Origin of the sequence: Rhizobium halophilum (genome assembly GCF_021648825.1) — a bacterium.
In the GTDB taxonomy this organism is placed as follows: domain Bacteria; phylum Pseudomonadota; class Alphaproteobacteria; order Rhizobiales; family Rhizobiaceae; genus Neorhizobium; species Neorhizobium halophilum.
The window spans coordinates 234,459-256,968 of record NZ_JAKJHS010000002.1; the positions used below are offsets into that span (position 1 = coordinate 234,459).

Below are 22,510 nucleotides of genomic sequence, written 5' to 3' on the forward strand. Positions count from 1 at the left end.
AAAGGAGATGACAAGATGACTCTTCGCGACTGCCTGAATTCCGCCGTCTCCCAAAGGGAGATCAATTCGCGCCAGGCCGACGAATTGCACCGCTATTGGGAAGCCCGGTTCCGCCGCAAGCGCCCCGGCATGACGGAACGCGAGGCCGCGGCGGCCGCGCGCGACGAGGTGGCGCAGGCCCTGCGTGCGGAGGCCAAGGAGCAGCGCCGGCAGACGCTGCTGACAGAAGCGCGCCGCAAGGAGATCGCGGCCTTCCTGGAGGGCTACCGCAACCGCAAAGGGGACCCAGACCAGCTGGACGCAGCGCTGTCGCTGATGATCCACAACGGCTTCAAGGGCACTCAGTCCATGGCCGGCAAGGCAAATGCGATCATCGCCATGGCGCACCGCGACCTTTCCGAGGTCATGTACCATTTCCGCCGGTCAAAGGGGCTCGGCAAGCGCCACAACAAGGCGGACCTGCCGGACCTCATCCGGGCTCTGCATGGCGAAGCGGTGAGCAACCCTACGGCAAAGGCGCTAGCCGGCGCCTTGTCTGGTGTGCTCGAGGACCTGCGGCTGCGCTTCAATGCCGCTGGCGGCAACATCCCGAAACGCCAGGACTGGGGCATCACGCATACCCACAACAGGCGCGCCATCCGCAAGCTTGGCCGGACGCCGGCGGAAGCCCGCGAGAAATGGAAGGCCTTCATCCGGCCGCTGCTCGATCCCGACCAGATGACCAATCCGAACACGGGGGAAACGGTCGGCGCCGACGGACTCGACGCCTCGCTCGACTATGTGTTCGAAACCATCACGTCGGACGGCTGGGCGCATCGCCGGCCGGAAGCGCGCCGGTTCGGCAAGGGCAAGGTCGCGAGCCGCTACCAGGACGGCCGGTTCCTGATCTTCCGGGATGCGGAAAGCTGGCTGGCCTATAACGAGAAGTTCGGCGACCAGGACCCGATCGGCGCGATCTTCAACCAGATCAACAGCGTCGCTCGCGACATCGCTGCGATGGAGCGGTTCGGGCCGAACCCGGATGCTTCGATCGAATGGATCAAGCAGGCCGTGCAGGTGAGCATCGGTCGGCAGCAGGCGGGCGCCCTGGACGTCGCAGGGATGCCGCCGGGCATGTCGGCGACCAAATGGGCCGGCTATCGCCTGGACGGCCTCTGGCGGGCTCTGCGCGGCCGGGAAACGGTGCTCGATGCGCCGGCGAAGATTTCCGGCGACATTCGCAATCTGGCGACCTCGGCCATGCTTGGATCCACCGGGATCCTCGCGGCCTCGACGGATCCCTTCGTGGCGGCCGCCTCGAGGCGGCTTGCTGGGCTGCCGGTGGCGCGCAGCCTCGGCGGCATCATCAAGCGGTTTGCCAGCGACGGCGATCGCCGGGCCATGGCCCGCCGCGCCTTCATGTGGGACGATTACCTGCACACGATGAACGAACAGGCCCGGTTCGTCGACCAGATGTTCGGCCACGACTGGAGCCGCTACCTGACCGACCGGGCGCTGACCTGGAACGCGCTGATCCCGCTGACGGACGCGCGCCGTCGCCTCGAGGCTACCGCCTGGCACGAGACGCTGGGCGGCTATGCCGAGAAGGGTACCGACTGGCTGGATCTGCCGCCGCTCCTGCAGAAGACGCTGGAGGGTTTTGGCTTCACGCCCGACGACTGGCACAGGATGCGCGCCGGCATCGACGACATGGGCTTCCTCGACCCGGGCGGCGTCTTCGATAAGACCGGCGATCGCGCGCTTGCGGAAAAATATGCCGAGCTGATCCACCAGTGGTCGGAACGCTCTGTTCCCTCCGGAGATCCGCGCATCAAGAGCGTGCTGACCGGTGGCACACCGCGCGGCACCATTCTCGGCGAGCTGGCGGAGTTCGGTTCGCAGTTCCTGAGTTTCGGCATGAGCTTCACGGCGCGCCAGCTCGAGGCGATCTATGTCTATTCGATGCTGTCGAAATCGCGCGGCGGGCGGATTACTCGGGGTGCCTGGTTCTTCGCCTCGATGGCGGTGCCGCTGACGATCGGCGCGGCCTTCTATACGCAGGTGCTGAACGTGCTGAACGGCAAGGATCCGGAGGACATGACGGAAGCCAGCTTCTGGGGCAAGGCCTTCGTCAAGGGCGGTGGCGGCGGGTTGTTCGCAGACTTCGTCAACCGGGCGGAAAACCGCTACGGACAGAGTTTTGCCGAAACGCTGCCGGGACCAGGTGCGGCTTTCATCGGCGACACGCTGGATCTCTCGCTGCGCTCAATCCAGTCGATCGTGGCCGACGAGGAGGGCAGGGAAGAGATCAAGCTCGGCCGCAATGTCTCCAAATACGTCGGCCGTTATACGCCGATCCTCTCCTCACACCCGGCAACCCGGGCCGCCTACCGCCGCGCCTTCGTCGATCAGCTGCAGTGGCTGACGGATCCGGACGCCGACAAGAGTTTTCGGGCGCAGAAAGGCAAGGTGAGCTTCTGGTGGGAGCCCGGCGAGCTGACGTTCCGCCGGCTGCCGGCGCCGGAGGCGGCGCTGGGGCCGGAGCCCCAACGCACTGAACGGCTTTCGCGCGCGACTAGCCTGCTCTGATCCGACAATCAGGGCTGGCGACGATGACGAACCCTTATCCGCTTCCGCGCTCCATCCGGCAAACCGAGATCCTGGTCGGCGACGGCGGCAGCACTTATGGGCCGTTCGCCGGGTTCCAGATCTTCGATGTCGCGGATGTGGAAGTTTGGACGAAGCCGCAGGGGGCAGATCGGTTTAGCCTGGTTGCGGCCATTGTCGCTAAGGTCTCGGATCTCCCGTTCGACTTCTTCACGATCAACGTGCCTGGCGGGCTTCCCGCAACCACCCACTACGTGGTGCGGTCGGCCCGATTGCACGAAAGAACGGCTGGCGTCACCAGCGGTACGCGGGTCGATCTGACCGCTCTCGAAAAAGAGCTTTCGAAGCAGGGGGTCGTGCTTCAGGAAATTCGTCGGGAGCTGAGCACCCGCATCGTGTCCACCGATTTCGGAGACGCGGAACAGACGCTGCCTTCACCGGATGGGATAAGCGTGCTTGGCTGGGACAGCGGGGGGAAACTCGTCAACCGCAAGACTGACGGGATCTCGCTGCTGGAAGCACAGGCGGCTGCGGCCGCAGCTCTTGCCGCGGCCAATGCGGGCTTCAAGTTCGGTACGGAGGCGGACTTCGAAGCGGCGAACATTCCCTTGGTTCTCACCTTCATCGAGACCGCGGGCTATTACGCTCCCGGCGATGGCGGAGGCCACCAGAAGAGACGGATCCCCGCACCCGATCCTGTCATGCCGTGGCACAAACAGAGCGCGGACGGCGCCTGGTGGGAGGTGGAAAGTGTCACTGCCGGCGGTCGGCGCATCATCTATGCCGCCCAGTTCGGGATCGTTCCCGGCCATGACGTCACGGCACCTGCAAAGGCCCTCTATGCCAGCCTCGCCCACGCGGAAGTGAACTGGTCTCCGGGGTCCTATAGCCTGACGGACTACATCGGCGTGTATGGCGAAAACGTGATCAGCCGTTGCCCGTCAGGCCGACACGCCATCACGATCAGGCAGCTCACCTGGGGGCTCCCGGTATTTTCGACGGCAGATCCTGACAATCCCGCCGTGAGGCCTCGCGGCGTCAAGTTCTATGACCTTGGGGGGGAGGCGTGGTGCGATGGCGTCAAATGCTATTTCTACGACAGCTTCTATCCCGTCGACCTGGGGGTCTACCGCTGCGAAGCGCATCCCACAACGACGGCGGCAGAAATCTTTCTCCTGCGCAATGGCGTACTTGAAGAGCCGGCGTCCATCAGCGGGCTTGGTACCGATGAAGTCACGATCACGCTTTCGAGCCCGCAACTCGCGGGGCAGATGATCCTCATCAAGGTCACCAACAAGAGGGACCTTCATGGACAGCCGGCTATCTGGGGGCAAGGCAAGGCGGCGGAAAGCGCCCTCATCTTCCATGGCGGTGGGGATGACTTCCGGGCGGAGCGATTGCACGTTGAAGGTTTTGTCGCCCAGGTCGCGTATTTCGGGGACTGGACATCGCAGCTTGCGGACGCGCACAGCTACAGTCCCGTGATCAGGGATATTACCTTTGACAACTGCGATTTCGTGCTGCTCTCCGAGGCCTTCAACTGGGAAGTCGACCAGATCATCGGCGGGAAGGTTTCCGAAACGCAGACCGACACAGGTCTCGTGCTGGGCCAGGCCCCGATCTACAAGGATCCGCACGTCCTCTACGTGACCGATCGGTCGACCCTGGCGGTCACCCAGAAAGGCCGGGTGGGCGTGCTTTCCGGCGACAACAAGTATTCCTCAAACTACAAGGCCAGGAATGTGCGTGGTCTCGTCGTGGAGGCGGGCGCCACCTACGAATTCTTCCGGCATCTGGACATCGAGCAGGTGCAGGACACGGTGTTCAATTTCCCGGTGATCTCCGGAGCCTTCAACGGCTCTCTCGACGGCCAGCGAGCTGCTCTCAACCTATGGGCCTGCAGCGGCGTCACCATCAATGTCGACCGCATGTACGTCACTTCCGATATCGCCTTCGTGGCGCGTTTCCGGAAGGGGCTGCAGAACGTCTGCTCGCAATGCACGATCGTCATCCGCGATCTCTACATCACCGCGAGCGCGGTGCGCTCCAACGACTGGTTCGTCAACCATGGCGGCGTCGATTGCTGGGTGATCATCGAAAACCTTTACATCCTCGACCAGATGGGCGGCTATCTGTATCGCGCCCGCGAGGAGGATATCTCGTCGCCCGCACTGTTCAGCCGGCGCGGCGGCATCAAGGTGAAGAACATCCATTGCACCAACGCGATCGACCTGAAACTGGCGGCTTTCGTATCGAACAACGGCGTCACGCATCCTTCGGGGGTGACAGCAGACTTCGATCTCGATGCGATCACCAACGGCAAGCTCACCGCCGCCACTTTCGATCTGCGGGGTGCCGACCACAAGCCGTTGTTCCGTCGGTCGGGCGCCCAGGTCATACCCTTCACCGTCCGCACCAACGGAACGGTCATCATCAGCTACAGCAACTCCGTTGCCCTCAGCGTGGCGGCGATCGCCGCCGGCCAGTACCGGGTCACGCATAATCTCGGCCACGCGAACTATGCCGTGAGCGTCACTGTCGAAAGGGACGCCAACGCTTCGCGCTTCGCCTATGTGGACAACGAGACCAACACGACCTTCGACATTTACATCAGCGACGGGGCCAACTTTCAGGATGCGCAGGTCCGGTGCGTGCTGGCAGCTAAGGCTTACGGCTTCGTTTAGTCGTCTGTGCTTGGCCCACGCGCCGCAATTGACCGCACCTGCAGGCCCTTACACTCAGCTCCAGTTTGAAGCACTGGGGCCGATGCCATGTCAGAGAAGCAAGTTTCCCGATCGAAGCTGTATTCCTCCCTCCGGGGCGGAACGATGTTCGCGCATGGCTTCACCCAGCAGCAGGTCGACGGCCTGGAGAACCTGCTGAACGTCTGGGACCAGTGCTACGCGCAAGATCCGGTCGACCTCCTGGCCTACAACCTCGCGACGGCGTTCCACGAAACCGCCGGCACGATGCAGCCGATCAAGGAGCGTGGGCCGGTGCGCTACTTCGACAAGTACGAGCCCGGCACGAAGATCGGCAAGGTCCTCGGCAACACCATGAAGGGCGACGGCTACCGCTTCCGAGGCGAAGGCCATGTCCAGAACACCGGCCGGCGCAACGCCGCCTTTGCCAGCAAGCGGCTCAACGAGGTCTTTGGCCTCGGCGTCGACCTGGTGAAGGATCCGAGCAAGCGCGGCGATCCCGTCATCTCGGCACATTCGCTGTTTCTCGGCAACAAGGAGGGCTGGTGGACCGGCAAGGACCTGCTCGACTACCTGGACGGCGAGGACGAGGACGATGCCGAGGACCTGCGGGAATTCATCAATGCCCGCCGGGTGGTCAACGGCACCGACAAGGCGTCGAAGATCGCGCACCACGCGATCGAATTCGAGCATGCCTTGCGTTCGGCCGGCTATGGCGCACCGCGGCCGGTGCCGGCACCGAAGCCGGAGAAGGACGTGCCGGTTCAGATCCCGCAGGCACAGGTTCCGATCGCCGCGCCGGGTGGTCCCGGCCTGAAGGCAGCGATCGCGGCCGTGGTGGCGCTGACGGCGGCCGCCTGGGGCTTCCTCGAAAACCTGCCCTGCCAGTGGCTGGGCCTCTTCTGCGGGGGCTGACGATGACGGCGATCCTCAAGACAACGCTGAAGGCCACTTTCTGGAACCGCTTCACCAAGATGCTGGCGCGCTGGCGCACCTATGTGGTCAACGGCATTCTGATCTTGTTGGTGGTTTTGCCGGAGCTGATCCATTCGCCGGAGATAATGGCGCTCATCCCCGAGGAATACCAGCGTTGGGTAGTCGCATTGGGCTTCGTCATTAACATCTGGATGCGGCCACGACCGGCGGTGCTGCCGGGCGATCCGGAGGTCAAGGCGAAGAAGGAAGCTCGCCATGCTGGCTAAGGCACAGGCGGCCGCAGCGGCGGTGCTGGGCGCGATAGGGGCGGCGCTCGCCGTCTTCGCTTTCATGAGCCTCGTTGCCGTTCCTGCGGCGCGTGAGGAGGAACGGAAGCTGGCGGAGGCGGACGCCAAGGATGCGATCTTCGATCAACTGAAAGAGCGAGGGGGTACCGATGCATCTGTTGAGAAAATGTCTCCTGCTGAGCTTTGCGGGGCTATTGGCGGGGTGCTCGTCAACGGTGACTGCCAGTAGCGAGGGCGATGGCGCCGGCTATGCCAGGCTGACGCCAAGCAGCGGCACGCGCTCCTACATCTTCCGGAACGATCCGGATTTCACGAAGCAGGTCGGCAGCCACAACGAACAGTGCAGCAAGGATCCTATGTGCCGCAAATGAACCATCCGACCGCAGCCGCATTCTAGAAGGGCCGGACTATTGACCGACAAGGACCCACACATGGTTACCGTCGCAGCGCCCGCCTGGAAATGGGAATGGAACCTCAACACGGTGCTGCAGATGGTGACGCTCTGCGGCCTCCTGGTCGGCGGCGGCATGCTATGGGAGAGGATTAACAGCGGGACCTCGTCCAACCGGGCCGACATCGAGCGCATCGACAAGCGATTGACTGCCGTCGAGGTTGGGATCCGCTCGCTTGACACCCAAGAACTTCGTCTTTCGGCCGTCGAGAAGCAAGCGAGCGATGCGGCCGTTTCCATGCGCTCGCTCGAGACGACGCTCAACACATTAGGATCCGACATCCGAGTCGTGCGGGAGATCCTGCAGCGCATCGAGGGCGATCGCGGCCCTGTACCTCGGCGCCCTTGATGTTCCCATTCTGTTCCGCTAGGTCTCGCGCATGGTCGAGACGCTGGGCGAAGCCTATACCGATGGATGGAAGATCTCCGCCCGCTGCGGCTGGGGCCGGCGCGACGGCCTGAAGAGCGTGCGCGAATGCCTGTGGAAATACGAGCTGGACATGATGACGCTGGTCGCCACGCGCGGCCGCGATTTTCCCCTGGCGATGCTTTCGACCAGGCTGCGCTGTCCCCGCTGCGGATCCCGCCGCGTCATGCTCGCCTTCACCCCGCCAGACAAACGCAACGCCGGCGCGATCGCGGCGAGGGGGTCTTTCCTCGCCTGACAAGGATGTGCTATCAGCGGAAAAACAGGTTCGAACGGGTTTTGTTAACCATCTGAAAGACCGCAATTCACGGCAAACTCTTAATCAGCGGGTCGTAGGTTCGAGCCCTACATCACCCACCATCAAATCGATAACTTAGCTTGTATGCCCGCCCTTGCAATCCCTTCAGGGGTATCATTGGGGGTGACCAAGACAGAAAACCTGCCATGGTGGGCGGGCTCTCCTTCATCACTCCTTGCTGTTCATCCCGGCATTTTTTCCAGCTCCCGGATAGCTCCTCCAAGATCCGGTGTGCGCTCTTCGAAAGTGCATAAACGCGCTCAAGAGGGATGCTCCGATCATCGATTGGTCCGAACGCCATTTCTCCTGTTATGTCGTTTGCGGTGTCGAGCAGTCGGCCAAAGAAGCATGGGAAGTTGACGCCGACGGCACTTGATGAACATCCCGTTCTGAGGCGGACGGCATAGGCAGGTGTGCCATCGACGCCGGGTTCACTGGCGGGAACCGAATACGGTCGAATTAGGTTTCGTTCATACTCAACGAAGGAGTCCTGCTTTGATCGCTTTAGGAAAGACCTTGACCGCTGGGGCAATGAGCGCCCTTATCTTTGCAACCTCAATGGCGCCAGCTGGCGCTGTCGTGATGCCTTCCGTGAAGGCGTCGCAAGCATCTGCTGTCGAGCAGGTACAATACCGACATCGCGATCGCGACCACCGTCGCTGGGACCGTGATCGTGACCATCGGCGGGGCTATTATCGCGGTCATCGCGGCTACCGTGAGCACCGCCGCGGCTACCGTCGCCACAATGATGGCTGGTGGTACCCGCTTGCGGCCTTTGGTGCCGGTGCACTGATCGGTGGTGCTGCAAGTTCGAACCAGCCGCGAGCTGCCGGCATCAACCCGAAGCACTACGAATGGTGTGCTAACCGCTATCGGACATATCGCGCTTCGGACAACACGTATGTGCCGCGGGTAGGGATCCGGGCTGAGTGCACGTCGCCCTACTACTGAGGCGGAGCCTTCCGGCTTCAGGACCTCGCCAGCGATGGCGGCGGGGTCGTTGCTAAGCATTTGCGAGGCGTTATCGTAAGATAGCTGCATCTCGCTCTTACATCGAAGGTAAGGCAGATGCAGCCGCGCCCGAGTTGGCTGTCTTCAATGAAAGATTTTCTCAGAGATCCTGACCCGGTGGCGTTGGCTGTGTTTTCCAGAGTTCAGTCCGGGGGCATGCGGATCGTCGAAAGCGGCACTTCCCGGTCCGGAGTCTGCTTCGCCTTCTCGATCTCTGCCGCATGCTCTTCGGTTTTGTTCTGCTCCTCCGAATCTGGCCGTTCTACTTTGGAGGGTTGCGCCACTCCTACTGGAGCAATGGCTTCGTCCTTCGGCCCGTCGGCGGCGCCTGGCGTTTTCGGGTCATTCATCGTGCTTCTCCCTTTACCCGGCAACGCGCAAAAGGGCTTTTGGCTCCGCACAAGCCCCGGGAATGATGACGCACGCCACAAAGAGGACCGTCGGCCGAATGTTACCGGTTGCTGAAACGAAGACGTCATGAGTGCTCGGCGACCTCTTCAGCGGGCGCTGGCGATTAAGCTCAGGCACCTGAACAAAGAGTACAGCAAACAGCTACCATGCGCTGAATTTTCAGACGTTGGTGAGTGATGCAGGGTTCGACCTACGACCCGCTGATTAAGAGTCAGCGATTCCCTCGTTTCACCACCGTTCGCAGCCGTGCGTTATCCGCACCCGATCCCTTTGCGCTACAAGGCTTTCCAACGCTATGAAAGGCCGCGAACGTTTCGATTCGGAAAGGGCCGCAGCTTCGCTCGCTACGGCCCCTGATCTCGGTTGTTCTTTCGACGCTAGTGCAGGATCTGGCTGAGGAAGAGCTTGGTACGCTCGTGCTGCGGGTTGTCGAAGAATTCCGCCGGCTCGTTCTGCTCGACGATCTGTCCCTGGTCCATGAAAATGACACGATTGGCGACTTGGCGCGCAAACCCCATCTCGTGGGTTACGCAGATCATGGTCATGCCTTCCTCGGCAAGGCTCACCATCGTGTCCAAGACTTCCTTGATCATCTCTGGATCGAGCGCAGAGGTCGGCTCGTCGAAGAGCATGATCTTCGGGCTCATGCATAGCGAACGCGCGATGGCCACGCGCTGCTGCTGACCGCCCGAAAGCTGGCCCGGATATTTGTGCGCCTGTTCGGGAATTTTCACCCGTTCCAGGTAGTGCATGGCGATCTCCTCAGCCTTTTTCTTTGGCATCTTGCGCACCCAGATCGGCGCCAGCGTGCAGTTTTCGAGGATCGTCAGATGCGGGAAGAGGTTGAAGTGCTGGAAAACCATGCCGACCTCGCGGCGCACTTCGTCGATCTTCTTAATGTCGTTGCTGAGCTCGATGCCGTCCACGACGATGCGGCCGGATTGGTGCTCTTCCAGCCGATTGATGCAGCGGATCATCGTCGACTTGCCGGAACCGGACGGTCCGGCGACGACGATACGTTCGCCCGCCATGACGCGCAGGTTGATGTCGCGCAGGACGTGGAAGTCGCCATACCACTTGTTCATGGCGACGATGTCGATCGCGACATCGGTGGCGGAGACTGTCAGCGTTTTGGGTTGGGCGTCAGCCATTGTTTTCCCCTTGGTTATTATTTGTGGCCGGTATCGAGATGGCGTTCCATAAAGGCGGAATAGCGCGACATCCCAAAGCAGAACAGCCAGAACACGAAGCCTGCGAAGATCAGGCCGGTACTTGGAGTGACGGGAGTGATCCAGTTGATGTCGGTGAAGTTCAACTGGACGATGCCCAGCAGGTCGAACATCCCGATGATCGACACAAGCGATGTGTCCTTAAACAGACCTATGAAAGTATTCACGATGCCGGGAATCACGAGTTTGAGCGCCTGCGGCATGATGATCAGCCGCGTCTTTTGCCAATAGCTCAGGCCAAGCGAGTCGGCGCCTTCATACTGTCCCTTCGGGATGGCCTGTAAGCCACCTCGCACCACTTCTGCCATGTAGGCGGAGGCAAACAGGGCCACGCCAATCAAGGCCCGCAGGAAGTTGTCGATCGTCCAGCCGGTGGGGAGGAAGAGTGGCAGCATCACGTTGGCCATGAACAAAACCGTGATGAGGGGTACCCCGCGGATCACCTCGATGAAGACAACGCAGAGGGTCCGTATCACTGGCATCTGCGAGCGTCGCCCCAAGGCCAGCAGGATTCCTACGGGCAGAGAAACTGCGATGCCGACGAAGGACAGGATGAGGGTAACCATCAGGCCGCCCCACAGCGGAGTCTCCACCTCCTGAAAAACAAAGAAGCCGCCGTGCAAAATGAAGAAGGCTAGGATCGGGAAGACCACGAACAGGGCCAAGGCGTTCCATCCCTTGTAGGGCACCTTGGGGATGAGGATCGGGATCAGAAGAAGCGAGAACAAGGCTGCGACCAGCATTGGCCGCCAACGCTCGTCGATCGGGTATCGCCCGAACATGAACTGCTCGAAGCGCTCTCCGACAAAGGCCCAGCAGGCGCCGGTCCAGCCATTGGGCTGAACTCCTCCCTGAGCGCCGGTAAGGCATGCGGTACGATCCGCTCCCGTCCAAACCGCATCAAAGAACAGCCAGTTCAACATGCCCGGCACGGTCCAAAGCAGTAGGGCAACTGCCAGAACCGTCAAAAGTGCATCTTTGGGTGTTGCGAGGAGGTTGGCGCGGACCCAGCCGAGGATGCTCGCATTCTCGCGCGGCGCCGGCTGTGGCGGCAGGAGATCAGTTCGCACAAAGCCCGTTGTAATCGAAGTCATGAGCTCATCTCTCTACCAGGGCCATCTTGGCATTGAACCAGTTCATGAACAGCGACGTGGCAATGCTTATGCTCAGGTACACGGCCAGCCAGATAGAGACGACCTCAATTGCCTGTCCGGTCTGGTTCATCGTTGTGCCGCCTGTCGCTACGAGTTCTGGAAAGCCAATGGCGATGCCGAGGGAGGAGTTTTTTGTCAGGTTGAGATACTGACTGGTCAGGGGCGGGATGATGATGCGCAGCGCCTGCGGCACCACGACAAGACGCGTCGTGTTGGAGGGCTGAAGTCCGAGTGCCGATGCAGCTTCGGTTTGGCCTTTCGGCACCCCCTTGATGCCGGCCCTGATCGTTTCCGCGATGAAGGATGCCGTGTAGAAGGAGAGAGCGAGGTATAGCGCGACAAACTCGGGTGCTACCACCGATCCGCCGGTCAGATTGAAACGACCTGCGACGGGATAATCGAATGTCAGCGGCATGCCTGCGATCAGAAAGCCGAGGATGGGAAGACCGATGAGGAGGGCGAAAGCCGTCCTGGCGGTACGGAACTGCCGCCCTGTTGCGGCTTGTCGCGCTTTTGCCCATTGGGCTACCGCAAGCGCGGCGATAACAGCGAGCAGCAGCGCGATCGGGACAAGGATCGCACCGTCACCCCATACCGGCTTCGGGAACGCAAGTCCGCGGTTGTTCAGGAACATGCTGAACGGAAGCTCCAGCGAGTCACGCACCTGCGGCAAGGCTCCAAGCACGCCTTTGTAGAAGAAGAATATGACCAGCAGGACGGGGATGTTGCGAAACACTTCCACGTAGACGGTGCAAAGCTTGGCAATCAGCCAATTTCGTGAGAGTCGACCAAGTCCGATGATGAAGCCGATGACAGTAGCGGTAACGATCCCGACCGATGCGACGAGCAGCGTGTTGAGAAAGCCGACAAATATGGCCCGGCCGTAGGTAGAGTCGCTCGTATAGGGGATCAGGGACTGACCGATGTCGAATCCGGCCCGCCCATTCAAGAACTGGTAGCCAGAGGCCGTATTGGAGCGTGCGAGGTTTTCAGTGGTGTTGTCAAATATCCACCATCCCACGAAGAGCGTGATGGCCAGAGTGAGGACCTGAAAGAACAGGCCCCGAAACTTCGGATTGTAGATATAGGATGCCAGCGATCGCCCGTCGGGCGGCGCGGCTTCAGCGTGATCGGTCATGCCGGCCTTTTCCCCTTGTGACCTTTTCGGTCTTCTTTTCTTTTGTGCAGTAAAGGATGAGGCGGAGCCGCCTCATCCGGATTCAACATGTTCGAGTTATATCAGCGGATCGGCATAGCGTACTGCAGGCCGCCTTTCGTCCACAGTGCATTGAGGCCGCGTTCGATCTTCAACGGCGTGCTCATGCCGATGTTGCGCTCGAAAACTTCACCGTAGTTGCCGACGTGCTTGATGATGTTGTACGCCCAATCGTTGTCCAGACCGAGGTCGGTACCGATCTTGGAGTCAGCCTCAACGCCGAGAAGGCGGCGGATTTCCGGATTTTCCGAGTTCTTCATCTCATCGACATTTGCCTGAGTGATGCCGAATTCCTCGGCCTGCACCAACGCGAAGTGCGTCCAGGAGACGATATCGAACCACTGATCGTCACCCTGGCGGACGGCCGGGCCGAGCGGCTCCTTGGAGATGATCTCCGGGAGAACGATATGCTCGTCGGGATTGGAGAGCGACAGGCGGATCGAGTAGAGGCCGGACTGGTCCGTCGTATAGACGTCGCAGCGGCCTTCCTGGTAGGCGGCATTCACTTCCGGAAGCTTCTCGAAGACGACCGGATTGTATTCGAGGTTATTTGCCTTGAAGTAGTCTGCGAGATTGAGCTCGGTCGTCGTGCCAGACTGAACGCAGACGGCAGCACCGGATAGTTCCAGAGCAGAACTTACATCGAGCGACTTCGGGACCATGAAGCCCTGGCCGTCGTAGTAGTTGACGGTGCGGAAGTTCAGCCCTAGCGCCGTGTCACGGTTGATGGTCCACGTCGTGTTGCGGAACATCACGTCGCCTTCACCCGACTGCAGAGCCGTGAAGCGCGTTTGTGCCGTGGTGGGGGTGAACTTCACCTTGGACGGGTCATTGAAGATGGCGGCGGCGAGAGCGCGGCAGTAATCAACGTCGAAACCGGTCCAGTTGCCGGAGGCGTCCGGAGCAGAGAAGCCTGCAAGGCCGGTGTTGACCACGCATTGAACGAAACCTTTCGCCTTGACGTCATCGAGAGTGGCAGCCGAGGCAGCGGAGCCCAAGCCGAGGACTGCTGCGCCAATCGTGGCTGACAGAAGCGTCTTTTTCATTTTCCCAACCTTTATCTTTGTGTTTTTTCGTTTCGTCGCCTGCTGTTCAGGTCGAACAGCGCAACGTCCCGCTGACCTCCCGGCGCGGGAAGCGCTATCACAGTCGCAAACGGCGCCATGGTCAAGCCTGCGCCTGCCAGAATGTGTCCGAAAAGAGTCCAGCATGATTAATTTGCGCGCCAGTCCGGCAATGTTCTATATTTTAGGCGAGGCAATGCGAGTTTCGTCGGCAATGCAGATGCTCGGGCATCCGTGTCAGCGAGATGATCTGTCGGTTCAAAGGGTTGACCGGGGCCAGGGGAGGTAGCAACATCCCTTCCTTCCGACAATGAGAGCCCTCCCGCAGATGAACAACAAGGCATTCCCCTCCGCCGGCGCCGGCGTAAACACGCGGCTCGCCCACATCGGGCACGATCCGCACGCCTATCACGGTTTCGTCAATCCGCCCGTCGTGCATGCCTCGACTGTGCTTTTTCCTGATTGCCGGACAATGGAGAAGCGCGACCAGAAGTACACCTATGGAACACGCGGAACGCCAACTACCGACGCGCTGTGCGAGGCGCTGGATGAGCTGGAAGGTTCGGCCGGCACCGTACTCGTCCCGTCTGGACTTGCGGCGATTTCCGTGCCCTTTCTCGCCTTTCTGTCGGCGGGCGATCATGCGTTGATCGTCGATTCGGTATACGCGCCGTGCCGTCAGTTCTGTAACACGATGCTGAGGCGGCTCGGCGTCGATATCGAATATTATGATCCTGAGATCGGTGCCGGTATAGAAGGCCTGATCAAGTCGAACACAAAGCTCGTTCATACGGAAGCGCCAGGCTCCAACACCATGGAGATGCAGGATATTCGCGCCATTGCTGACGCTGCGCACCGGCATGGCTGCGTGGTGACGATGGACAATACCTGGGCAACGCCCCTCTACTTTCGCCCGCTCGATTTCGGCGTCGATGTCTCGATCCATGCCACCACCAAATATCCTTCGGGGCACTCGGATATCGTCATGGGGTCCGTGTCGGCCAACGCAAAGTACTGGCCGCAACTGCATGATGCTGCCATCACCATGGGTATCTGTGGCGCACCCGACGATGCTTACCAGATCCTGCGCGGGCTACGGTCCATGGGGGTTCGCCTGGAGCACCACCAGAGGAGCGCCCTCGATATAGCCCGATGGCTCGAAAGTCGGGATGATGTCGCGCGTGTTCTCCATCCGGCGCTGCCGTCGTTTTCCGGGCACGAAATCTGGAAGCGCGACTTCAAGGGCGCGAGCGGCGTCTTCTCCTTTATTCTGAAGGTAGAGGACGAACGGCAGTTCAAGGCAAAGGCGCATGCGTTTCTCGACACGCTGTCGCTGTTCGGACTCGGCTACTCTTGGGGCGGCTACGAGAGCCTCGCCGTCCCGGTTAGCCTCTCCGACCGTACGATCCGCAAGGCACCCCCCGACGGACCGGTCATCCGGCTGCAGATCGGGCTGGAGGACGTGGCGGATCTGCGGAAGGACCTTGAGGCGGGCTTCGCCTCCGCTGCGGCCATGTGATCAGCCGATTTTGCGGTAGCCGTAGAGCCAGTCGAGATCCGCCGCGAGCGATTGCGGCGGACGTAGCGAGAGCACCAGATCCCGTCCAAGGCGGATCGGGCCGCGGGCATGATAGGCGAAGCGGTTGAAAGTGCCGCGAGCACGTGTCCGCGCGATGCGGGGACCACGTTCGGTTTCGAACGCTTCAAGCGCTTGCGGCGTTGCGTCCTGGGACGACATGTGATGTGCCAAGACGAAGGCATCCTCGATCGCCATGGCCGCACCTTGCGCCGCGAAGGGCATCATCGCGTGCGCGGCGTCGCCGATCAGCACCGTGTCGCTGCCGTTGTGCCAGCGCCCGGGCAGCATCTCATAGAGCGGCCAGAACGTGGGCGGCGGCGCGCTTTGCAAAAGATCCACGATCCGCTCATGCCAGCCGCTGAACTGGCTCAACAGCATGTCTCGCTGAACCTCCGTCGAACTCGTTTCCCAGCTCTGGCCGGACGGCACGCCGGAGGCGATGGCGACAAGATTGAAGCCGTTTACCTCGTTTAGGGGGTAGCAGACGAGGTGGGCTGAAGGGCCGAGGAAGGCGGAAACGGCATCGCGAGAGAGAAACGGCGGCGCATGAGCTCGCGAGATGGTGAAGCGCCATGCTATATTGCCTGAGAAGCGCGGCTCTGGTCCTTTGGGGACGCGGTGACGAAGTTCTGACCAAACGCCGTCAGCGCCCACGATCAGCCGGAAGCGACCAGCCGTACCGCCCTCGAAGTCGCCTGCCGACATGCGGCTGCCCAATTTCAAGCTGCAAAGCGGTTGCGCCTTTACAGCCTCCAGCAGTGCTGCCTGAAGCGTCGCGCGATGTAGCACCCCATAGGGTGCGCCCCAACGCTCACGGGCACCATGTCCCGCCGGAACATGGCTGATCGGTCGCAGGTTTGCCCCGGAAACGAGGTTGATGCGAGAAGGCTCGCACCAATGCGGTTCAAGCGCAGCCAGAATGCCGAATTCATCCAGGATCTGCGAAGCATTCGGGGATACCTGCAAGCCCGCCCCCACTTCGGTGAGAGCAGGGGCCTGTTCGAAGATCTCGGTGCAAATCCCCTTGCGCGCGAAGGCGAGGGCAGCTGTCAGTCCGGCAATCCCCGCTCCGACGATGGCGATGGGGCGCGCTTGCATCGGGGATTCGAGGCGCTGGGTCAGGCTGCCTGGGCGTGGAAGACGCAGCCCGGAGGATCCGTCTGCTCCGGCTTCAGCGCCGGATTGTAGCGGTAAAGGGTGGAGCAGTAGGAGCAGACCTTTTCGACGTCATCGCCCATGTCGATATAGATGTGCGGGTGGTCGTAAGGAACGGAGGCGCCGGTGCACATGAATTCCCTCACGCCGATCTGGATCATGCGATGGCCGCCGTCGTTCTGGAAGTGCGGGATGCCGTGCCCAGCCATGATTGTCTCCAATGTTTCTCTTCGCGCCGGACATTATCGCCCCGCAGGGCGAATGTGTAGTGGGAAAAACCGCCGCACCGGGGATGGAAACCGAGCGGCCCCCCGTTTACATCCAGCAGGACCCTCCAAGGCGCAGAAGAAAGCCCCAGTTCATGAACCTCAATGCTCCCGCATTCTCCTCGTTCGTCCATGATGACCTTGAACTCTTTTACTTTGACGAGGGAAATCCTAGCGGGGAGCCTGTGCTCCTTATCCACGGATTTGCTTCCAGCGCGCTGGTCAATTGGGTGCATCCCGGGTGGTTGAAGACGCTTGGCGACGCGGGCTATCGGGTCATTGCCATCGACAACCGCGGTCATGGCCGTAGCGATAAGCCGCGTGATCCCGAGGCCTATCGACCCTGGGTGATGGCGGAGGATGCTGCGGCGCTCCTCGATCATCTGCGGATCCCGGAGGCTCATGTCATGGGGTATTCCATGGGGGCGCGCATCTCCGTCTTCCTCGCGTTGAAGCATCCGGACCGGGTGCGCTCGCTGGTACTCGGCGGGCTTGGAAGCGGTATGACCGATGGGGTTGGGGAGTGGGACCCGATCGCCGATGCGCTGGTCGCTCCGTCGCTTGAGGATGTCTCGCATGAAAGGGGCCGGATGTTCCGCGCCTTCGCGGAGCAGACGAAGAGCGATCGGGAAGCGCTTGCCGCCTGCATTCGCGGATCGCGGGATCTCGTCACCAAGCAGGACATGGGCCGCATCGAAGCACCCGCGCTGATTGGCGTTGGAACCAAGGACGACATCGCCGGTTCGCCGCAAGAACTGGCAGCCGTGATGCAGCATGCGACGCCTCTCGACATTCCAGGTCGCGACCATATGCTCGCGGTTGGCGACAGGGTGTTCAAGAAGGCGGTTCTGGAGTTTCTCGAAGGGGCTTGAGGGTTGTTGTCCAGCCTGTGAAGCTAACCATCAACGAAATGCGATGTTGCCGGCGTTGGTCTTCCTGTAATGTTCTTTATATAATGCCTCTGCGAAACCGAGGAGACGGCCATGGCCGCAAGAACCGATATCCGCCCCCAAGAGCCGGTAGCGAGCGTTGATCCGATCTGGGATACGATGCGGCAGGAGGCCCGTGCAGCCGCCGAGAGCGATCGGCTGCTTGCGGCCTTCCTTTATTCGACGGTGCTCAACCAAACCTCGCTCGAGGACAGCGTCATTCATCGCATCTGCGAGCGGCTGGATCATGCGGACATGCAGGCGGTGCTGCTCCGGCAGACTTTCGCCGAGATGATGGTCGACTGGCCGGAATGGGGGTCGGTGCTGAGGGTCGACATTCAGGCCTTCTATGATCGCGACCCGGCATGTTTGCGCTTCCTGGAGCCGGTTCTCTACTTCAAGGGCTTTCACGCCATCCAGACCCACCGGCTGGCGCATTGGCTTTTGGCGCGGGGTCGGCGGGATCTGGCCCTCTACTTGCAAAGCCGCGCGTCCAGCGTCTTCCAGACGGACATCAACCCCGCGGCACGGATTGGAAAGGGTATCTTCCTTGACCACGCGACCGGCCTTGTTGTCGGCGAGACCGCGGTGATTGGCGACAATGTGTCCATTCTCCATGGAGTTACGCTTGGCGGCACGGGCAAGGAGGGGGCAGATCGTCATCCGAAGATCGGCAACGGGGTGCTCATCGGGGCCGGCGCAAAGATCCTCGGCAATATCGAGATTGGTTCCTGCTCACGTATCGCCGCAGGCTCCGTCGTGCTGAAGCCGGTGCCGCCGAAGACCACGGTTGCGGGCGTACCGGCAAAGGTCGTGGGCGAGGCAGGCTGCTCCGAGCCAGCGCGCCTGATGGACCAGATGCTCGGTGCCGATCACTAAGATCTTTTCAACAGACGCGGCTCTCGCCGGCATGAAAATGGCCGGACGGGCAGCCTCGCCTTTACTTTGGTCGCAATGGCGTGGCACAAGCGCCGAAACCGAACCGCTGACGGAGAAGAAGAAGTGAAACCAGAAGAAATCAAGAAGCTGGACGGCTATTTCAAGCGGATGTTCAACCCGCAGATGACGGTCAAGGCGCGCCCGCGGAAGAACGACTCTGCTGAGGTTTATCTGGGCGAGGAATTCCTCGGGGTTGTCTATGTGGACGACGAGGACGGCGACCGCTCCTACAACTTCTCGATGGCAATCCTCGACGTCGATCTCTGAGTGTGTGGAGCTGCGGCGCGGTTTGTGCGCCGCACAATAACGCTTGACTCTCGAGACTCTCTAAACTTCTATAAGCACATCCGAATGAACAGGGGACGCTGCTATGTTCAATTTCGATGATGCCAGTCTGAAAAGCAGAGAAGCGATGGAAGCAATGCTGAACAGCTATGCTGAGGTTGCGAACGGCTACCAGTCCATCGCCGCGGAGGCGAGGGAGTTCTCCCGCCGGTCCTTCCAGGACGTCGCATCGTTCATGGAACAGTTGACTTCGGTGCGCAGTCTGGAAGAGGCCTACCAGTTGCAGACGAGCTTCATGAAGTCTTCCTTCGACGGCTTTGTGAGTGAGGCGACGAAGATGAGCGACCTTTATGCCGATCTGGCGAAGGCCGCCTGCAAACCCTACGACAGGAAACTCGCGCCCATTCCGTCCTCGACGGCAGTGGTAGCCGCGGATGCGGCCTGACGTTCTGCAAAAAATCGCGCGTTCAACGATGACCGGCGGGTACTCCTGCCGGTCTTCGTGATTCGACACATGCTTCTTTTTGCTGCCGACGCCGCCGCTGCGCGGAATAGTGATTGCGCCCCGGCATGAGGGGCTTAAAATCAGCACCGAATGCACTAAGTTAATAGCGAACTGATGTCCGGCACCCGAGTTACCCAAGACCGGCCCGGATAATTGGGGAATGAATGAAATGATCGCACGGCCGATCTTGATGCAAGACGAAAAGAACGGCGACGGAGACAACGCAAATCGCGGAACGTCCGTCATAACCCGCACCAAGCCGAAGACGAAGAAACCGAACCTGTATCGCGTACTTCTGCTGAATGATGACTACACTCCGATGGAGTTCGTCATTCACATCCTGGAGCGGTTCTTCCAGAAGGATCTTGAGGCGGCAACGCGGATCATGCTCCACGTGCACAACCACGGCGTGGGGGAGTGTGGAATTTTCACGTATGAAGTGGCGGAGACGAAGGTCAGTCAGGTCATGGATTTTGCCCGGCAGCACCAACACCCGCTCCAGTGCGTGATGGAAAAGAAGTGAGGAACCCACGTGCCAACATTTTCGCCTAATCTTGAAAAGGCGCTACACCAGGCACTGACCTATGCGAACGAGCGGCATCACGAATATGCTACGCTCGAGCATTTGCTGCTGGCTCTCATCGATGATGCCGATGCCGCCGCGGTCATGGGTGCTTGTAGCGTCAACCTGGATGCGTTGCGCAAAACCGTGACGGACTACGTAGATAATGAGCTCGCCAATCTCATTACCGGTTACGATGAGGATTCGAAGCCGACCTCCGGCTTCCAGCGCGTGATCCAGCGCGCGGTTATCCATGTCCAGTCGTCTGGCCGCGAAGAGGTTACGGGAGCCAATGTTCTCGTCGCGATTTTTGCGGAACGGGAAAGCCATGCGGCCTTTTTCCTGCAGGAGCAGGAAATGACCCGCTACGACGCCGTCAACTACATCTCTCACGGGATCGGCAAGCGGCCCGGTTCGTCCACTGCCCGCCCGCCGCGCGGTGCGGAAGAGAGCGATGCCGATCCCAAGCCGATGCGGGACCAGGAGGACGGCCCAGGCAAAAAGCCTGCAGAGGCCTTGAAGGCATACTGTGTCAATTTGAACGAAAAAGCCAAGAACGGTCGGATCGATCCACTGATCGGCCGCCATTCCGAAGTGAACCGGACGATCCAGGTCCTTTGCCGCCGATCGAAGAACAATCCGCTCTATGTCGGGGATCCGGGCGTGGGAAAGACGGCGATCGCCGAAGGTCTCGCTAAGCGTATCGTCGAGGGCAAGGTGCCCGAGGCGCTGGCGGATGCCACGATCTTCTCGCTCGACATGGGCACCTTGCTTGCCGGCACCCGTTATCGAGGCGACTTCGAGGAGCGCCTGAAGCAGGTGGTGAAGGAGCTCGAAGAGTATCCGGGGGCAGTGCTTTTCATCGACGAGATCCATACCGTCATCGGAGCCGGCGCGACCTCGGGTGGCGCTATGGACGCTTCCAATTTGTTGAAGCCTGCGCTCTCGTCAGGCGCCATTCGCTGCATCGGCTCCACGACGTACAAGGAGTACCGTCAGTTCTTCGAGAAGGACCGGGCTCTCGTGCGGCGCTTCCAGAAGATCGACGTCAATGAACCGTCTGTCGATGATGCGATCGAGATCATGAAGGGGCTCAAGCCCTATTTCGAGGAGTATCACAAGCTCCGGTACACGAGCGAGGCAATCAAGTCTGCGGTCGAGCTCTCGGCGCGCTACATTTCCGACCGTAAGCTGCCGGACAAGGCGATCGACGTGATCGACGAAACCGGTGCGGCACAGATGCTGCTGCCCGCCTCGAAGCGGCGCAAGCTGATCACCGAGAAGGAGATCGAGGCGACGATCGCCACCATGGCCCGAATCCCACCGAAGACGGTTTCCAAGGACGACGAGATGGTTCTCGCCAACCTGGAGAAGGAACTCCGTTCAGTCGTCTACGGCCAGGACAAGGCGATCGAAGCCCTTTCGACATCGATCAAGCTCGCCCGTGCCGGCCTTCGCGAACCGAACAAGCCAATCGGCGCCTACGTCTTCTCCGGCCCGACCGGCGTCGGCAAGACGGAGGTTGCAAAGCAGTTGGCGTCGTCGCTCGGCGTGGAACTGCTGCGCTTCGACATGTCGGAATACATGGAGCGGCACACGGTCTCGCGCCTGCTCGGCGCACCTCCCGGATATGTCGGCTTCGACCAGGGTGGTCTGCTAACCGACAGCGTCGACCAGCACCCGCATTCCGTGGTCTTGCTCGACGAGATCGAGAAGGCGCATCCGGATATCTTCAACATCCTGTTGCAGGTCATGGACCACGGTTCGCTCACCGACCACAACGGCAAGAAGATCGACTTCCGCAACGTCATCCTGATCATGACGACCAATGCGGGTGCTTCGGAAATGGCCAGGGCCGCGATCGGCTTCGGGTCGTCAAAGCGTACGGGCGAGGATGAAGAGGCGCTCAATCGCCTGTTCACGCCGGAATTCCGCAACCGTCTCGACGCGACGATCCCATTTGCGCCGCTGCCGACGGAGGTCATCCATCAGGTCGTGCAGAAGTTCGTTATGCAACTGGAGACGCAGCTTTCCGAACGCAACGTCACCTTCGACCTGCAGCCGGATGCGATCGCCTGGCTGGCGGACAAGGGCTATGACGAGCGCATGGGCGCGCGTCCGCTGGCGCGAGTCATCCAGGAGCACATCAAGAAGCCGCTCGCCAACGAGATTCTCTTTGGCAAGCTGCGCAAGGGTGGGGTCGTTCACGTAACGGTCGGCAAGCAGGAAGACGGCACAGACGGGCTAATCCTGGAGTGCATCCCGGAAGCCCTGCCGGTGAAGCCGAAGCCGGAAGCCGAAGTCGAAGAAGCTTCGGAAGAGGCTGGCGCGAAGGCGAAGAAGTCGCGTCCGGCGAAGAGGACCAAAGGCAAGGATGACGGCGAACCGGCGAGGCCGATGGCTGAAGCCGACGTGACGGCTTCCGAGGAGGCACCGAAGACGCCGCCTCGCAAGGGCAGCATCGTCCCGCGCGTTCCGAAGTCGAAGTAACGGTATCACTACAATGGCAATGCCGGGT

At 60.8% G+C, this 22,510-nt stretch carries 22 protein-coding genes; 15 read left to right on the top strand and 7 right to left on the bottom strand.

The features are described 5' to 3' along the window. Positions 1–15: 15 nt before the first annotated feature. The 8 genes from LXM96_RS05675 (at position 16) to LXM96_RS05710 (ending at position 8,638) form a co-directional block, all read left to right on the top strand. Positions 16–2,568: a hypothetical protein gene (locus LXM96_RS05675; protein ID WP_239997419.1), complete on the top strand. Its 2,553-nt coding sequence runs from the start codon at positions 16–18 to the stop codon at positions 2,566–2,568. 23 nt (positions 2,569–2,591) lie between these two features. Then, positions 2,592–5,270, top strand: coding sequence for a hypothetical protein (locus tag LXM96_RS05680; protein ID WP_239997420.1), 2,679 nt, complete (start codon positions 2,592–2,594; stop codon positions 5,268–5,270). A 144-nt stretch (positions 5,271–5,414) separates the two neighbouring features. Then, on the top strand, positions 5,415–6,203 hold the full coding sequence (locus LXM96_RS05685; RefSeq protein WP_239997421.1) for a hypothetical protein: 789 nt from the start codon (positions 5,415–5,417) through the stop codon (positions 6,201–6,203). A gap of 2 nt (positions 6,204–6,205) precedes the next feature. Then, the gene (locus LXM96_RS05690; protein WP_239997422.1) at positions 6,206–6,490 is read left to right on the top strand and encodes a hypothetical protein; all 285 of its coding nucleotides are present in this window, start codon (positions 6,206–6,208) and stop codon (positions 6,488–6,490) included. After that, positions 6,480–6,740, top strand: coding sequence for a hypothetical protein (locus LXM96_RS05695; protein ID WP_239997423.1), 261 nt, complete (start codon positions 6,480–6,482; stop codon positions 6,738–6,740). Before LXM96_RS05690 ends, LXM96_RS05695 begins: the two co-directional genes overlap by 11 nt. A gap of 202 nt (positions 6,741–6,942) precedes the next feature. Then, positions 6,943–7,311: a hypothetical protein gene (locus tag LXM96_RS05700; RefSeq protein WP_239997424.1), complete on the top strand. Its 369-nt coding sequence runs from the start codon at positions 6,943–6,945 to the stop codon at positions 7,309–7,311. 31 nt (positions 7,312–7,342) lie between these two features. Further along, entirely contained in the window at positions 7,343–7,627 is a 285-nt protein-coding gene (locus LXM96_RS05705) for a hypothetical protein (protein WP_239997425.1), read from the top strand. A 591-nt stretch (positions 7,628–8,218) separates the two neighbouring features. Continuing rightward, entirely contained in the window at positions 8,219–8,638 is a 420-nt protein-coding gene (locus tag LXM96_RS05710; protein ID WP_394801906.1) for a BA14K family protein, read from the top strand. 203 nt (positions 8,639–8,841) lie between these two features. Here LXM96_RS05710 and LXM96_RS05715 read toward each other — a convergent pair whose 3' ends face one another. From LXM96_RS05715 to LXM96_RS05735, 5 genes are all read right to left on the bottom strand, one after another. Next, a complete protein-coding gene (locus tag LXM96_RS05715) occupies positions 8,842–9,048 on the bottom strand; it encodes a hypothetical protein (protein WP_239997427.1) in 207 nt (68 codons plus the stop codon). Positions 9,049–9,486: 438 nt separating this feature from the next. Further along, complete coding sequence (locus LXM96_RS05720; protein ID WP_239997428.1) at positions 9,487–10,260, bottom strand: amino acid ABC transporter ATP-binding protein; 774 nt, start codon at positions 10,258–10,260, stop codon at positions 9,487–9,489. 17 nt (positions 10,261–10,277) lie between these two features. Next, entirely contained in the window at positions 10,278–11,432 is a 1,155-nt protein-coding gene (locus tag LXM96_RS05725; RefSeq protein ID WP_239997429.1) for an amino acid ABC transporter permease, read from the bottom strand. A gap of 4 nt (positions 11,433–11,436) precedes the next feature. Then, entirely contained in the window at positions 11,437–12,630 is a 1,194-nt protein-coding gene (locus LXM96_RS05730; RefSeq protein WP_239997430.1) for an amino acid ABC transporter permease, read from the bottom strand. 101 nt (positions 12,631–12,731) lie between these two features. Next, positions 12,732–13,754 (bottom strand): amino acid ABC transporter substrate-binding protein, encoded by a 1,023-nt coding sequence (locus tag LXM96_RS05735; RefSeq protein ID WP_239997431.1) that lies wholly within the window; start codon positions 13,752–13,754, stop codon positions 12,732–12,734. 346 nt (positions 13,755–14,100) lie between these two features. On the opposite strand from LXM96_RS05735, the gene LXM96_RS05740 reads away from it, so the two are divergent. After that, the gene (locus tag LXM96_RS05740; protein WP_239997432.1) at positions 14,101–15,291 is read left to right on the top strand and encodes a cystathionine beta-lyase; all 1,191 of its coding nucleotides are present in this window, start codon (positions 14,101–14,103) and stop codon (positions 15,289–15,291) included. Here the strand turns inward: LXM96_RS05740 and LXM96_RS05745 are convergent, their stop codons facing one another. Beyond that, complete coding sequence (locus tag LXM96_RS05745; protein WP_239997433.1) at positions 15,292–16,449, bottom strand: FAD-dependent monooxygenase; 1,158 nt, start codon at positions 16,447–16,449, stop codon at positions 15,292–15,294. It abuts the gene before it with no gap. Between the two features lie 20 nt (positions 16,450–16,469). Then, positions 16,470–16,715 carry a zinc-finger domain-containing protein gene (locus tag LXM96_RS05750; RefSeq protein WP_239997434.1) on the bottom strand — a complete coding sequence of 82 codons (246 nt, stop codon included), beginning with the start codon at positions 16,713–16,715 and terminating at the stop codon, positions 16,470–16,472. A 152-nt stretch (positions 16,716–16,867) separates the two neighbouring features. Here LXM96_RS05750 and LXM96_RS05755 point away from each other — a divergent pair, with 152 nt between their 5' ends. The 6 genes from LXM96_RS05755 to clpA all read left to right on the top strand — a co-directional run bounded on the left by LXM96_RS05755 (position 16,868) and on the right by clpA (position 22,482). Next, a complete protein-coding gene (locus LXM96_RS05755; RefSeq protein WP_239997435.1) occupies positions 16,868–17,644 on the top strand; it encodes an alpha/beta fold hydrolase in 777 nt (258 codons plus the stop codon). A 111-nt stretch (positions 17,645–17,755) separates the two neighbouring features. After that, positions 17,756–18,580: a serine O-acetyltransferase gene (gene cysE, locus LXM96_RS05760; protein ID WP_239997436.1), complete on the top strand. Its 825-nt coding sequence runs from the start codon at positions 17,756–17,758 to the stop codon at positions 18,578–18,580. Between the two features lie 123 nt (positions 18,581–18,703). Next, positions 18,704–18,907 (top strand): DUF3126 family protein, encoded by a 204-nt coding sequence (locus tag LXM96_RS05765; RefSeq protein WP_239997437.1) that lies wholly within the window; start codon positions 18,704–18,706, stop codon positions 18,905–18,907. Positions 18,908–19,010: 103 nt separating this feature from the next. Next, positions 19,011–19,370 (top strand): phasin family protein, encoded by a 360-nt coding sequence (locus tag LXM96_RS05770; protein WP_239997438.1) that lies wholly within the window; start codon positions 19,011–19,013, stop codon positions 19,368–19,370. Between the two features lie 229 nt (positions 19,371–19,599). Beyond that, a complete protein-coding gene (clpS, locus tag LXM96_RS05775) occupies positions 19,600–19,953 on the top strand; it encodes an ATP-dependent Clp protease adapter ClpS (RefSeq protein WP_239997783.1) in 354 nt (117 codons plus the stop codon). Between the two features lie 9 nt (positions 19,954–19,962). Next, positions 19,963–22,482, top strand: a complete 2,520-nt coding sequence (gene clpA, locus LXM96_RS05780; RefSeq protein ID WP_239997439.1) for an ATP-dependent Clp protease ATP-binding subunit ClpA — start codon at positions 19,963–19,965, stop codon at positions 22,480–22,482. The last annotated feature ends 28 nt before the right edge of the window (positions 22,483–22,510 follow it).